General features: G+C 69.8%; 10 protein-coding genes. All 10 read left to right on the top strand.

Annotated elements, in window-relative coordinates:
* Window positions 1-319 precede the first annotated feature (319 nt).
* Window positions 320-1,693 carry a diaminobutyrate--2-oxoglutarate transaminase gene (locus PVZ77_RS10025; protein WP_273807418.1) on the top strand — a complete coding sequence of 458 codons (1,374 nt, stop codon included), beginning with the start codon at window positions 320-322 and terminating at the stop codon, window positions 1,691-1,693.
* Between the two features lie 70 nt (window positions 1,694-1,763).
* Window positions 1,764-3,536 (top strand): IucA/IucC family protein, encoded by a 1,773-nt coding sequence (locus tag PVZ77_RS10020; RefSeq protein ID WP_273807417.1) that lies wholly within the window; start codon window positions 1,764-1,766, stop codon window positions 3,534-3,536.
* Window positions 3,529-4,737 carry a type III PLP-dependent enzyme gene (locus PVZ77_RS10015; RefSeq protein WP_273807416.1) on the top strand — a complete coding sequence of 403 codons (1,209 nt, stop codon included), beginning with the start codon at window positions 3,529-3,531 and terminating at the stop codon, window positions 4,735-4,737. Before PVZ77_RS10020 ends, PVZ77_RS10015 begins: the two co-directional genes overlap by 8 nt.
* Entirely contained in the window at window positions 4,734-6,140 is a 1,407-nt protein-coding gene (locus PVZ77_RS10010; RefSeq protein WP_273807415.1) for a DHA2 family efflux MFS transporter permease subunit, read from the top strand. Before PVZ77_RS10015 ends, PVZ77_RS10010 begins: the two co-directional genes overlap by 4 nt.
* Window positions 6,137-7,978: an IucA/IucC family protein gene (locus PVZ77_RS10005; RefSeq protein WP_273807414.1), complete on the top strand. Its 1,842-nt coding sequence runs from the start codon at window positions 6,137-6,139 to the stop codon at window positions 7,976-7,978. Before PVZ77_RS10010 ends, PVZ77_RS10005 begins: the two co-directional genes overlap by 4 nt.
* The gene (locus PVZ77_RS10000) at window positions 7,972-8,748 is read left to right on the top strand and encodes an HpcH/HpaI aldolase family protein (RefSeq protein WP_273807413.1); all 777 of its coding nucleotides are present in this window, start codon (window positions 7,972-7,974) and stop codon (window positions 8,746-8,748) included. Before PVZ77_RS10005 ends, PVZ77_RS10000 begins: the two co-directional genes overlap by 7 nt.
* Complete coding sequence (locus tag PVZ77_RS09995; RefSeq protein ID WP_273807412.1) at window positions 8,745-10,595, top strand: IucA/IucC family protein; 1,851 nt, start codon at window positions 8,745-8,747, stop codon at window positions 10,593-10,595. The genes PVZ77_RS10000 and PVZ77_RS09995 overlap by 4 nt, the downstream gene beginning before the upstream one ends.
* Window positions 10,585-11,502: an ABC transporter substrate-binding protein gene (locus PVZ77_RS09990; protein WP_273807411.1), complete on the top strand. Its 918-nt coding sequence runs from the start codon at window positions 10,585-10,587 to the stop codon at window positions 11,500-11,502. Before PVZ77_RS09995 ends, PVZ77_RS09990 begins: the two co-directional genes overlap by 11 nt.
* Window positions 11,499-12,500 (top strand): FecCD family ABC transporter permease, encoded by a 1,002-nt coding sequence (locus PVZ77_RS09985; RefSeq protein ID WP_273807410.1) that lies wholly within the window; start codon window positions 11,499-11,501, stop codon window positions 12,498-12,500. The genes PVZ77_RS09990 and PVZ77_RS09985 overlap by 4 nt, the downstream gene beginning before the upstream one ends.
* Window positions 12,490-13,521 (top strand): FecCD family ABC transporter permease, encoded by a 1,032-nt coding sequence (locus tag PVZ77_RS09980; protein WP_273807409.1) that lies wholly within the window; start codon window positions 12,490-12,492, stop codon window positions 13,519-13,521. The genes PVZ77_RS09985 and PVZ77_RS09980 overlap by 11 nt, the downstream gene beginning before the upstream one ends.
* The last annotated feature ends 6 nt before the right edge of the window (window positions 13,522-13,527 follow it).

Here is a 13,527-nt window from a genome sequence, read left to right as displayed (position 1 = left end):
GCGCAAGGCTCGTGCAGTCCTGCGCAGCGGCAGATTTCATGAGCAGTTGATTAAGGGGGGAACGGTGCTGCGTTATTCGGTTGAAGTTTGTTATTCATCGACAGGAGTGCCATGCGGATATAACTGAAACAAGATCCTTATCAACTTATCGTCGAGCTATTTAAATAACGGACTGTAGTGAGTTCGGGTTTCCTGTCGTCCGCACATTGGCCAAAGTTGGGCGAGTTCAAAGACTGGGCTATTTGCGGGAATAGCGGTTGAAGGATGAGAATGAAACTGATTATCGTTACCGAAGATAAACGTCCCGAGGTCTGACGCCATGCTTCAACCATCCCTCAGTCGCGATACCGCATTAGCCGACAACGCCTTCTTTCTCACTCGCCAGGCGCGCTTCGAATCAAATGTCCGCAGCTATCCGCGCAAGCTGCCGCTGGCTATCGGCAAGGCCGCCGGCGTCTGGGTGACCGACGTCGAAGGCAAGACCTACCTGGATTGCCTGGCCGGGGCCGGCACCCTGGCGCTGGGCCACAACCATCCGGCGGTCACCGCGGCCATCACCGATTTTCTCGGCAGCGGCCTGCCCATGCACAGCCTGGACCTTACCACGCCGCTCAAGGACGCCTTCAGCGAGCGCCTGCTGGGCCTGCTGCCGGGGCGGGCAGAAGACTACTGTCTGCAATTCTGCGGGCCATCCGGCGCCGATGCGGTCGAAGCGGCGCTGAAGCTTGCCAAGAAGGTCACCGGGCGCAGCAACGTGGTGGCCTTCTCCGGCGGCTACCACGGCATGACCCATGGCGCCCTGGCCGTGACCGGCAATCTCGCGCCCAAGCAGGGCGTAACGGGGCTGATGCCCGGGGTGCAATTCCTGCCCTATCCCCATGAGTACCGCTGCCCGCTGGGACTGGGCGGCGAGCAGGGCGCCGTGGCCCTGGCGCGTTATCTGGAACGCTTCTTCGGCGACGTGGAAAGCGGCGTCTGCCGGCCGGCGGCGGTGATCGTCGAGGCGGTCCAGGGGGAGGGCGGCGTCAATCCGGCGCCGCTGGAGTGGCTGCGGACCCTGCGCCAGGTCACCCGGGCGCACGGCATCCTGCTCATCGTCGACGAGGTCCAGACCGGCTTCGGTCGCACCGGCGAGCTGTTTGCCTGCCAGCATGCCGGCATCGAGCCGGACATCCTGGTGCTGTCCAAGGCCGTGGGCGGTGGCCTGCCGCTGGCCTTGCTGGCGATTCGGCGCGAATTCGATGCCTGGGAACCCGGTGGCCATACCGGCACCTTCCGCGGCAACCAGCTGGCGATGGCCACGGGGATGGCCACCCTGGAGGTCATCGAGCGCGAACGCCTGGTCAGCCATGCGGCCCAGCTCGGTGGCTGGCTCAAGCGGCACCTGGAGCGGCTGCGCGAACGTTTCCCCGTCATCGGCAATGTCCGGGGCCTGGGCCTGATGCTGGGCCTGGAGATCGTCGCTGCGGGTGGCGAAGCGGATTCGCTCGGCAGCCTGCCGGCCGATCCCGCCCTGGCGGCGGCCATCCAGCGCCACTGTTTCGCCCAGGGGCTGTTGCTCGAACGCGGCGGCCGCGACGGCAACGTCGTACGACTGCTGCCCCCGCTGATCCTGCAGGAAAACCACTGCCTGGTGCTGCTCGAACGCCTGGAGGCGGCCCTCGTGGCAGCGCTGGCCGAGCCCCGTGGCTGAGCGCAAGGCACCCGTCGAGTGCCGTGAGACCGGATCGCTCCCCGCGACGCCCAACCTCCTGGACCCTGCCATGACTTCTTTCGAATCCACGCTGCTTTCCCGCATCGTCAGCGAGCTGGCGTCTTCCCATGCCCTGATGAATTGCCTCATCAAGGAATTCGCGCTGCCGGAAAAGTGCCTGACTTATCATTGGCCGGAAGATCGGCGTGGTATAGCACCGGCCAACTATCTGAGTTGGTTGCAAGACGGCGGCGTCCCCTTGCTGATCAACTTTCCCGGAGACCGTCAGTTCTTTCTGGTCGTCGATCGACAGGATGAACTCGGCAGCCAGCGTTATCTATCCGATATCTATGTAAGACGCGGCGACCAGCCCTGGTATTGCCCTGACTTTCCCGCCTTCATCGATTATCTGCTGGAGGCCTGCGAAGAACTCGCCGGCGCCCACAATGGCGAGTTGCTGCAGCAGGTCCTGCAAAGTCAGCGCCTGACCGCGGCCATCGTCGACCACGTGCAGGTCACCCGACATCCCGCTCCGCTCAGCGACTACCTGGCCAGCGAGCAGGGCCTGTGGTTCGGCCATCCCAATCACCCGGCGCCCAAGGCGCGGCGCTGGCCGGAACCTCTGCCGGCCGAGGCCTATGCACCGGAGTTGCACACCAGCACCCCCATGCACGTGCTGGAGGTGCCCCGCGCCGGCTTGCAGGTGGCTGGCAACGGCCTGAGCGATGCCCAGGTGCTGCAGGGCTTCGTGGACCAGGCGCAGGCCGCTCCGGAGCGGGCGCGGATCGTGCTGCACCCGGTCCAGGCGCAGTTGTTCCTGGGCGATCCGCGGGTCCAGACGCTGGTCAGCGAGGGGATGATCCGTGACCTTGGGGCCAGCGGCGCCCTGGCCAGTCCCACCGCCTCCATGCGCACCTGGTACCGCCCAGGTCATGCCTTCTTCATCAAGGGCTCGCTGAACGTGCGCATCACCAATTGCGTGCGCAAGAACGCCTGGTACGAACTGCAAAGCACCCTGATCGTCGATCGCCTCATGCAGCGCCTGCAGGGGCGAGTGGCGGGCCTGGACATGGTGCGCGAGCCGGGTGCCCTGAGCTGGGCACCACCGGCCGCCAGTGCCGAGGACGAGCGCTGGTTCCGCGAGCAGACCGGCGCCATCCTGCGCGAGAATTTCTGCCTGGAGCATGGCGCCGACTGCTGCCTGCTGGCCGGCACCCTGTTCGCCCGCAACACCCGCCTGCAGCCGCTGCTGCAGGACTTCCTCAGCCGCTGCGGCGGTCGGCAGCCGAGCGATCAGGCGCGGCTGGCGTGGTTCCAGGATTACCAGCGGCTGTTGCTGGGGCCGGTGCTGCGACTGTTCTTCGAGCACGGGGTGGTGCTGGAGCCGCACCTGCAGAATTGCGTGCTGGTGCATGACAATGGCCGGCCCGTCCGGCTGCTGCTGCGCGACTTCGAAGGCATCAAGCTGACCGATACCCTCGGCGCCGAGGCGCTGGACGCCCACGTCCATCCCCGGGTGCGCCAGTCGTTGCTCTACAGCCGAGACCAGGGCTGGCGGCGCATCGCCTACTGCCTGTTCGTCAACAACCTCGCCGAGGCGGTACTGGCGCTGAGCTGGGAGCGTCCGCACCTGGCGCCACGCCTGTGGCGGCAGGTGGAAGCCGAGCTGATCGCCATCCGCCGGGACCTGCACCGTGCCGCGCCCGAGCTGGATGCGCTGATCGCCGGCCAGCCGATTCCCTGCAAGACCAATCTCAAGGTGCGCCTCGCCGCCCAGGCCGATCGCCAGGCCGGCTACGTGCAGTTGGCGTGCCCCTGGGGCGCGGAGGTGCGTCATGGGTGAGCTACCGGCCGCGGTCCGCGCCGCCCTGGTGGAGGCCCAGGCACAGTCCAGCGATCCCCTGGCGGCCTTCGTCTACGACCTCGATGCCCTGCGGCGGCACGTCGCCGCGCTGATGGCCGAATTGCCCCCCGGCGTGGAGCTGTATTACGCCATCAAGGCCAACAGCGAGGCGCCGATCCTGACGGCCCTGGCGCCGCTGGTGCACGGTTTCGAGATCTCTTCCGGTGGCGAGATCGATCGCCTGGCCGCCTGCCCGCGGCGCAAGCCATTCATTTTCTCCGGTCCCGGCAAGCTGGATTCCGACCTGCGCACCGCCCTGAGCGCCGGGGTCGAAGCCATCCACCTGGAGAGCCTCGGCGAGATCCAGCGCCTGCAACGGCTGGCCCGCTCCCTGGGACGGCTACAGCCGGTGTACATCCGCATCAATCCGCAATTGCCATCCGGGCTGACCAGTACCCTGGCCATGGCCGGCACGGCGACACCCTTCGGCTTCGACGAGGCCGACCTGCCCACCGCGGTGGCGGCGGTAGAAGCGGCCAGCCACCTGCAGCTGCAGGGCTTCCATGTGCATGCCCTGTCGCACCAGCACTCGGTCGAGCGCCATCTGCATCTGCTGGACTTCTACCTGGAGCGCTGGCCGCACTGGCGCGGCCTGGCCCGGCGCCCGGAGAACCTGGTGCGACTCAACGTCGGTGGCGGCATCGGAGTGGATTACCGTGAAGGTCGGCGATTCGACTGGGCGCGGCTGTGCGCGCACCTGCGCGCCCGTCTGGCCGCCCAGGCGCAGCCGCCGCTGATCCGCTTCGAACCGGGCCGTTTCCTCGCGGCCTTCTGCGGCTACTACGCCGTGGAAGTGCTGGATACCAAGACCAGTCATGGCCAGCACTTCCTGGTCTGCCGCGGCGGGACCCACCAGTTCCGCCTGCCGGTGGCCCAGGGGCACGATCACCCGGTGCTGCACCTGCCCCGCGAAGCGCGGGCGGCGGCGACCGGGGGCAAGGCCTGGACGGTGGTGGGCCAGCTCTGTACCCCCAAGGACATCCTCAGCCGCGGCCAGCCGCTGGGTGAGGTAGGGGTGGGCGACCTGCTGGTGCTGCCCCTGGCCGGCGCCTATGGCTACAACATCTCCCACGCGGATTTCCTCTGCCATCCGCGCCCGCGGCAGCTGTTCCTCGACGGGAACGGGAGTACCTCGGCGTGAGCGTGGCGATCCCGCGGGTCTGGGTGGCGGTGAACGTGCTGCTCGGCACGGTCACCGTCAGCCTGGCCAATACCGCGCTCAACCCGGCCCTGCCGGCCTTCATCGCCGCCTTCGACCTGGGTCCGCTGCTGGCCAGCTGGATCGTCGCCGGCTTCATGGTCGCCATGGGCATCACCATGCCGCTGACCGGCTTTCTGGCCGGGCGCCTCGGGCGGCGGCGGCTCTATCGCCTCGGGCTGCTGGCCTTCATCGCCGGTTCGGCGCTGGGCGCCCTGGCCGATTCCATCGCCGGCGTGCTGCTGGCGCGGATGGTCCAGGGGGTGGCCAGCGGCCTGATGATTCCCCTGGCGCTGGGCATCATCTTTTCCGTCTATCCCAGGGAGGAGCGCGGGCGGGTGACCGGCTGGTGGGGTGGGGCGGTGATGCTGGCGCCGGCAGTGGGTCCGCTGTGCGGTAGCCTGCTGCTGGAGGTGTTCGACTGGCGCGCCCTGTTCCTGCTCAACGTCCCGGTGGGCCTGCTGGCCCTGGCCATGGGGCAGGTGGTGCTGCCCGCGGATGGTCCTCGCGAACACAGGCCCTTCGACCTGGCCGGCTACCTGCTGATCGCCAGTGGCCTGGGGCTGCTGCTGGTGACCCTCGGCCGGCTGCGCGAGCTGACGGCGCTGGGCGAACCCCTCAATCTGCTGGCCCTGGCGGCCGGATTCCTGTGTCTGCAGGCCTTCGTCCGGCTGCAACTGCGGCGCAGCCATCCGCTGCTGCCGCTGCGCCTGTTCGCCCTGCGCGGCTACCGGGCCAGCGTCATCATCGCCGTGGTCCAGGCGGTGGGCATGTTCGAATGCCTGGTGCTGCTGCCGCTGCTGATCCAGCTGGTGCTGGGCCACAGCGCGCTCTGGACCGGCCTGGCCCTGCTCTGCACGGCGCTGGCGGCGGCGCTGTTCGGTCAGGTCGGTGGCCGCCTGCTCGACCGCCGCGGACCCCGTGGCGTGATCGCCACCGGCCTGGCGCTCAGCGGCCTGGCCACCCTGGCCCTGGGCGTGGTCGGCAGCCATGCCGGGCTGGCCTGGATCTGCGCGCTGATGGTGCTGCGCGGCATCGGCCTGGGGCTGTCCTACATGCCGGCCACCACCGCCGGCCTCAATACCCTGCCGGATGCCCAGGTCACCCAGGGCGCGGCCATGAACAACATCGCCCGGCGCCTAGTGTCCTCGGTGGCCGTGGTGGCCGCCTCCCTGTGGCTGGAACTGCGCCTGGGCGGCGCGGCCGGCTGGGGCCCGCGCCAGGCCGCCACCGGCGTCGCCATTCAGGACGCCTTCATCGCCACCGGTCTGTTCATCCTGCTGGCCCTGCCCTGGGCCTGGCGCTTTCCCGCCGCCCAATCCCTTTCCGTTCGGAGGTACTCATGACCGCTCAGCTTTCACTTCCCGCGCAGCCCTGGCCGTCGCCTGCCGACGCCACCCTCTATCGCCAGGTCGAGCAGCGCGTGGTGGCGCAATTGCTGCAGACGCTGATCTACGAAGAGGTGCTCAGCGCCCAGGTACAGCCAGTGGCGGATGGTCTGGCGCAGTATCGCCTGGCCGGTAGTACCGCCGATGGCCAACCGGTGCAGTACCTGGGCTATGCGCCCGCCGCTGCCAGCTTCGGCCTGATCCGCCTGGACCCCCGGCGCCTGGTGCGGCAGGACGGCCAGGGCAGCCGCGCCCCGACGCTGCACGAGACCCTGGCCGAATTGCTCGGCGAGCAGAGCGACGCGCCGTTGTGGCCACGCTTCGTCCAGGAGTTGGAGCAGACCCTGCTCAAGGACCTGCAGTCGCGCCGCCAGGATTATCGTCCTGACCGCCCGGCCCACGAGCTGGACGTGGATGCGCTGGAAAGGCATTTCATGGACGCCCATGGCTACCATCCCTGCTACAAGTCGCGCATCGGCTTCTCCCTGGCCGAGAATCGCCGCTACGGACCGGAATTCGGCGAGCCGATCCAGCTGGTCTGGCTGGCCTTGGCGCGCGAGCGGGCCTCGGTGGGGCACTCCCACCGCCTGGACTTCCCGGCCTTCATCGCCGAGGAATTCGGCGCCCAGCGCTGGGCGGCCCTGGCCGCCGAGTGGCGAGAACAGGGTCGGGCGCTGGACGACTACCAGCTGATCCCAGTACATCCCTGGCAGTGGGAGCAGCACCTCGCGGCGTTGTTCCAGCCCGAACTGGTGAGTGGCGAGCTGCTCTACCTGGGCACCTCTCGCGACCAGTACGCCGCCCAGCAGTCCATCCGCACCCTGGCCAATCGCAGTGCGCCCCGGCGGCCCTACGTCAAGCTGGCGATGTGCCTGACCAATACTTCCAGCACCCGCATCCTGGCGCGCCACACGGTGCTCAACGGCCCGATCATCACCGACTGGCTGCAGCGCCTGATCGAAACCGATGCCACCGCCCGCGATCTGGACTTCGTGGTGCTCGGCGAGGTCGCGGGCGTCGCCTACGACAGTCGCCCGCTGCCGGTCAGTCGCGCGGGGCAGGTCTACGGCACCCTTGGCGCCGTCTGGCGCGAGAGCATCCATGCCTATCTGCGCGCGGATGAACAGGCGGTACCCTTCAACGGCCTGACCCAGGTGGAGAATCGTTATGGCCAGGGCGCGCCGCAGCCCTTCGTCGCCGCCTGGATCGAGCAGCACGGCCTGGACGCCTGGCTGCAGCAACTGCTCAAGGTCACGGTGACGCCGCTCATGCACATGCTTCACGCCGAAGGCATCGGCATGGAGTCCCATGGCCAGAACATCGTGCTGATCCACCGCGACGGCTGGCCGCTGCGCATCGCCCTCAAGGACTTCCACGACGGCGTACGCTATGCCGAGCGCCACCTGGCGCGTCCGGAGCTGCGCCCGACCCTTGCGCCCGTGCCGGCGAGCCACGCGCGAATCAACCGCAATTCCTTCATCCTCACCGAGGACGTGGACGCGGTACGCGACTTCACCTGCGATGCCTTCTTCTTCATCGCCCTGGGCGAGCTGGCGGTGTTTCTGCGCCAGCACTTCGCCCTGGCCGAGGCCGACTTCTGGCAGGCGACCGCCGCGGTCATCCTCGACTACCAGCGTGCCCATCCCCAGCACCGGGAGCGCTATGCGCTGTTCGACGTCTTCGCCCCCACCTTCGAGGTGGAGGAGCTGACCAAGCGGCGCCTGCTGGGCGATGGCGAGCGGCGCTTCAAGGCGGTGGCCAATCCTCTGCATCCTTACCGGCCCGTCGCATGCTGAGGCGCAACCGACTCAAGGCCGCCCTGGAGGCCGGCACGCCCAGCCACGGCCTGTTCGCCTCGTTGCCCACGCCCGCCAGCATCGAGCTGATCGCCGAAGCCGGCTACGACTTCGTGATCATCGACATGGAGCACGTGCTGATCAATCCGGAAACCCTGGAGAACATGATCCGCACCGCCGAGAGCTACGACCTCACGCCGCTGGTGCGGGTGCCGGACGCCGAGCCCAAGCGCCTCTTGCGCCTGCTCGATGCCGGGGCCCAGGGGATCGTGCTGCCCTGCGTGGATGACCCGGCGGTGCTGGCCGCCGCGGTGCGCGCCTGCAAGTACCACCCGGAGGGCGAGCGCAGCCTCAATGCCGGCCGTCCGGGCTCCTTCGGCAAAGCCAGCCTGGCCGACTACGTGACTCGCGCCAATGCGCAGATCCTGGTGGTCGCCATGATCGAGAGCGCCACCGGCGTAGCCCGGGCGGCGGAGATCGCCGCGGTGCCCGGGGTGGACCTGCTGCTCGAAGGGGCGGCGGACCTGTCGCAATCCCTTGGCCGCCCCTGGTGCATCGCCGATCCCGAGGTGCAGGAGGCCCTGCGCCAGACCTGGGCCGCCGCCCAGCGCCAGGGCACCCCCTACTGCGCCATCCCCCGGCAGCCGGAGGACCTCGACCTCTGGCGCGCCCGGGGCGTCACCACCTTCGTGCTCGGCGACGAGCGCGGCATCGCCTTTCGGGCCCTGCAGGCCCGCCTGACCGCCCATTCCTGCGGAGAATCCCCATGAACGCCCAGACCCTCGCCACCGACCTGATCCTGCAGGACCTGTTCGACTGCCTGCTGGCCGAAGACGTCTTCGCCCCCATAGCCGTGACCCTGGCGGCCGCGCCCGCGGAACATCCCGCCACCCTGCAACCAGCGGCCCCGGAGGAGCGCCTCTGGGAGTGCTGCTGCGATCCCCGCGAGCAGCGTTTCATCGCCGCGCGGGTCCGCCCGGGCATCACCCAGGCCTGGGTAAAGGTGCCCGGTGCGCCGATCCTGGCGCGCCAGGGCGACGCCTGGAGCACCCTCACGCCGGATGCCTTCGTCAGCCTGGTCTTCGCCGAGGCGGCGGCCGATCCGGAGCAGGCACGGGGCATCGCCCTGCTGCGCGAGACCCTGGCCACCAGCCTGCGGCAGACCCGGTTGTCGCTGGACCAGCCCATGGCGCCGGGTCCGCTGCTGGAAGGCGACGGCCAGGCCGCCTTCCTGCAACTGGAGCGCTGGGCCGCCCTGCGGGATCGACCCTATCACCCCCTGGCCAAGGCCAAGCTGGGCCTGAATGACGTCGACTACCAGGCCTATCAGGCCGAATTCGGCCAACCCGTGCGCCTGGCCTGGGTCGCGGTGCGCCGCGATCAGCTGCTGTGCGGAGAGGGCGTGGCGGCCGATTCCCAGGGGCCGGCAGCCGACCTGCTGACCCCAGCGGCGCTGGCCGAGTTGCAGGCCGAATTGCAGCAGCGCGGCCTGGCCGAGAGTCACCTGGCGCTGCCGGTACACCCCTGGCAACTCGCCGAGGGACTGCCGGGGCGGCTGGACGAAGCCTTCGCCAGCGGCGTCTGCCAGCACCTGGACTTCGCCGGCGCACGCTGCCACGCCACCTCGTCGCTGAGATCCATGCTCATGGAGGAGGGCGCAGGCGTGGCCCAGCTCAAATTGCCCATGGCGGTGCATTCCCTGGGCGCCTCGCGCTACCTGCCGGCGGTGAAGATGATCAACGGCTCGCGCAGCGAGGCCCTGCTGCGCCAGGCGCGGGCCCTGGACCCGGTGCTCGCGGACAGCCTGCACCTGTGCGACGAGTCGCGCTGGTGGGCCTTCATGCCGCCGGCGGCGACCCTGTTCGACGAGGCGCCGCGGCATCTCTCGGCCATGGTGCGCGGCTATCCCGCGGCGCTGCTGGCCGATCCCGACTGCCGCCTGCTGCCCATGGCCGCGCTCGGCACCCTGCTGCCGGGCAGTCGCCGGCATTTCTTCGACGACTGGCTGGCGGCCCGGGCGCTGGCACCGACCCCGGCCAATGTCCTGCTGTTGCTGGGTGAGCTGTGCCACAGCTTCATCGATCTCAACCTGCGCCTGTTCCGCCTCGGCCTGCTCGGCGAGGTGCACGGGCAGAACGCCGTGCTGGTCTGGCGCGCCGGACGCCTCCAGGGCCTGCTGCTGCGCGACCACGACTCCCTGCGCCTGTACGTGCCCTGGCTGGAGCGCCAGGGGCTGGCCGACCCGCACTACCGGATCAAGCCCGGCCATGCCCAGACGCTCTATCACGAACATCCGCGCGACCTGCTGTTCTGGTTCCAGACCCTGGGCATCCAGGTCAACCTCAGGGCCATCTTCGAGACCGTCGCGAACTGCTACGCTGTCCCGCTCACCGCTGCCTGGACGCTGCTGCGCGAGGTACTGGAAGAGCGCATCACGGCCCTGGACTTCGACGCCGAGGCCCGGGCGCTGCTCCGGGAAACGCTGTTCGAGGCACCGGACTGGCCGCAGAAGTGGCTGCTGCGCCCGATGATCGAGCGGGCCGGTGGGCCCGGCAGCATGCCGTTCGGCAAGGGCAGGGTGGTCAATCCCTTTCTTCAGGTGAGCCATGCCCGCTAGTGTTTCCTCAGTCATGACCCGCCGCCGGCTGCTCGGGCTCGGCGGCGTGCTCGCCACCGGCCTGGCGCTGCCGCCGGGCGTCGCCCGGGCGCAGTCCACGCGGGTGGCCACGCTGTTCCAGGGCGCCACCGACAGCGCCGTGGCCCTGGGGCTCAGGCCTTGCGGGGTGGTCGAGTCCTGGAGCGAGAAACCCGTCTATCGCTACCTGCGCCCGGCGCTGGCGGGGGTGCCCTCGCTGGGTCTGGAAACCCAGCCGAGCCTGGAGGACCTGGCGCTGCTGGCGCCGGAGCTGATCGTCGCTTCGCGCTTTCGCCATGGCCGGATCGCACCGGTGCTGCAGCAGCTGTGCCCGGTGGTGATGCTGGAGGAGGTCTTCGAATTCAAGCAGACCCTGCTGGCCCTGGGCACCGCCGCGGGACGTGAAGCGGACGCCACGGCCCTGCTGCAGGCCTGGCAGGCGCGCATCGCCCGTCTGCGCGAGGCGCTGCAACGGCATTACGGGGCCCAGTGGCCGCCGACGGTGGCCGTACTGGACGTGCGCGCCGATCACCTGCGCAGCTACCTGCCCGACAGCTTCGCCGGGCGGGTACTCAGCGAACTGGGCTTCGCCTGGCCGGCGGCCAGCCAGGGCAGCGCCGCGCCCTCGATCAAGCTGACCTCGCGGGAAAGCCTGCCGGTGGTGGACGCCGAGGTCTTCTTCGTCTTCCTGCGCGCCGACCAGGCCGCGGTGCAGCGCAACTACGCCAGTCTGCTCGAACACCCGCTCTGGCAACGCCTGGGCGCCCCCCGGCGCGGGCAGGTCTGGCGGGTCGACGGGGTGGCCTGGAGCCTGGGCGGCGGCATTCTCGCGGCCAATCGGCTGCTGGACGACATCGAGCGCGTTCTGGCCACCCAGGGGGCCGCATGAGCGCACCCTTCAGATTACTGCTGCTCGCGCTGGCCCTGGCGCTGACCGCCGTGCTGAGCCTCTCGGTCGGTGCGCGCTGGATCGCGCCTACCAGCGTGGTGGCGGCGCTGGTGCAGGATCCTTCGCTGGCGCTGGAGGCGACCCTGGTCAACACCACGCGCCTGACGCGGCTGCTGGTCGCGCTGGTGGTGGGTGCCAACCTGGCGGTGGCCGGTGCCCTGATGCAGGCCATGACCCGTAATCCCCTGGCTTCGCCGGGGCTGTTCGGCATCAACGCCGGGGCTACCTTCGCCCTGGTGCTGGGCATCACCCTGCTGGGGCTGTCCAGCACGGAAGGCTGGGTGCTCTGCGCGCTGCTGGGCGCGGCGGTGGCCGGCACCCTGGTGTGGATCCTGGGCAACCGGGGCCAGGCGCGCCTGACGCCGCTGCGCATCGTGCTGGCGGGTGCCGCCCTGGCGGCGCTGTTCACCGCCTTCAGCCAGGCGCTGCTGGTGATCAACCAGGAAGGCCTGGACAGCGTGCTGTTTTGGCTGGCCGGTTCGGTGGCTGAGCGCAACCTGGCCACCGCTGCGCCCCTGCTGGTGTTCAGCCTGCTGGCCCTGGCCGCCGCCATGGTCCTGGCCGGGCAGCTGGATGTGCTGGTCGCCGGTGACGACCTGGCCCGTGGCCTGGGCCAGAACATCGGACTGATCCGGCTGCTGGCCGGGGTGCTGGTAATCTGCCTGGCCGGCAGCGCCGTGGCCCTGGCCGGCAACATCGGCTTCATCGGCCTGATGGTGCCGCACCTGGTGCGCGGGCTGTTGGCCCGCGCGCGAAACGAGCATCGCTGGCTGATCCCCGGTTGCGCCCTGGGCGGGGCCCTGCTGCTGGTGCTGGCCGACAGCCTGGCGCGAGTGGTGATCCTGCCCCAGGAGGTGCCCGTGGGCATCATGACCGCCCTGTTCGGCGGGCCGTTCTTCATCCATCTCGCGCGCCGGGGAGGCCGCCATGGCCGCTGAGATCGTCTGGCGGCTCGGCCGTTTCTCCCGGCGCCTGGCCCCGGCCACCCTAGTGCGGCTGGCCGTCGCCGCGCTGGTGGCCCTGGCGGCCTTGCTGCTGTGCCTCTGCCTGGGCAAGGTCTGGTTGACGCCCACCCAGGTGTTCGCCGCGCTGGTGGAACGGCAGGGCGGCGGCCTGGGTTTCATCGTCACCCAGCTGCGCCTGCCACGGGCATTGCTGGCGGCGCTGGTCGGCAGCGCCCTGGCGGTGTCCGGCCTGCTGCTGCAGGGCCAGGTGCGCAATCCCCTGGCCTCGCCGGACCTGCTGGGCATCACCAGTGGCGCCAGCGCCGGGGCGGTCTGCTATCTGGCGGTCCTGGCCGGGAGCCTGGGGCCGCATGGCCTGCCGCTGGCCGCTATGCTCGGCGCGGGCCTGGCGGCGCTGCTGGTCTATGGCCTGGCCTGGAATCACGGCGCCTCGCCGTTGCGCCTGGTGCTGGTAGGGGTAGGGGTATCGGCCATGCTCGCCGCGGCCACCACCTTCCTGCTGGTGTTCAGCCCGCTGACCACCACGCTGTCCGCCTATGTCTGGCTGACCGGCAGCGTCTATGGCGCCAGCTGGCCGGAGGTGCGCGCCCTGGGGCTGTGGTGGCTGGGCCTGTCGCTGCCGCTGGCGGTCCTGGCGCGACACGCCGTGCTGGCGCAACTCGACGACGACCTGGCCCGCGGCCTCGGCGTGCGCCTGCAGCGGCACCGCGCGGCCTTGCTGGCGCTGGCCGTGGCCCTGGCCGGGGTGGCCATCGCCTGGGGAGGCGCCATCGCCTTCGTCGGCCTCATCGCGCCCCATATCGCCCGCCGCCTGCTGCCCAGCGGTTTCGCCGGTCAGGCGCTGATGGCCGCCCTGGTGGGCGCGCTGCTGGTGATGCTCGCCGACCTCCTGGGTCGTACCCTGTTCCTGCCCCTGGATCTGCCGGCCGGCATCTTCGTCGCCGCCCTGGGGGCGCCCTTTTTCCTCTACCTGCTGATCCGGCAGCGCCCCTGAAGGAGG

Origin of the sequence: Pseudomonas sp. SHLD1 (assembly GCF_028640935.1) — a bacterium.
Lineage (GTDB): Bacteria > Pseudomonadota > Gammaproteobacteria > Pseudomonadales > Pseudomonadaceae > Chryseomonas > Chryseomonas aestiva.
The sequence above is the reverse complement of the archived record's forward strand: the minus strand, read 5'-3'. Positions and strand labels throughout refer to the sequence as shown.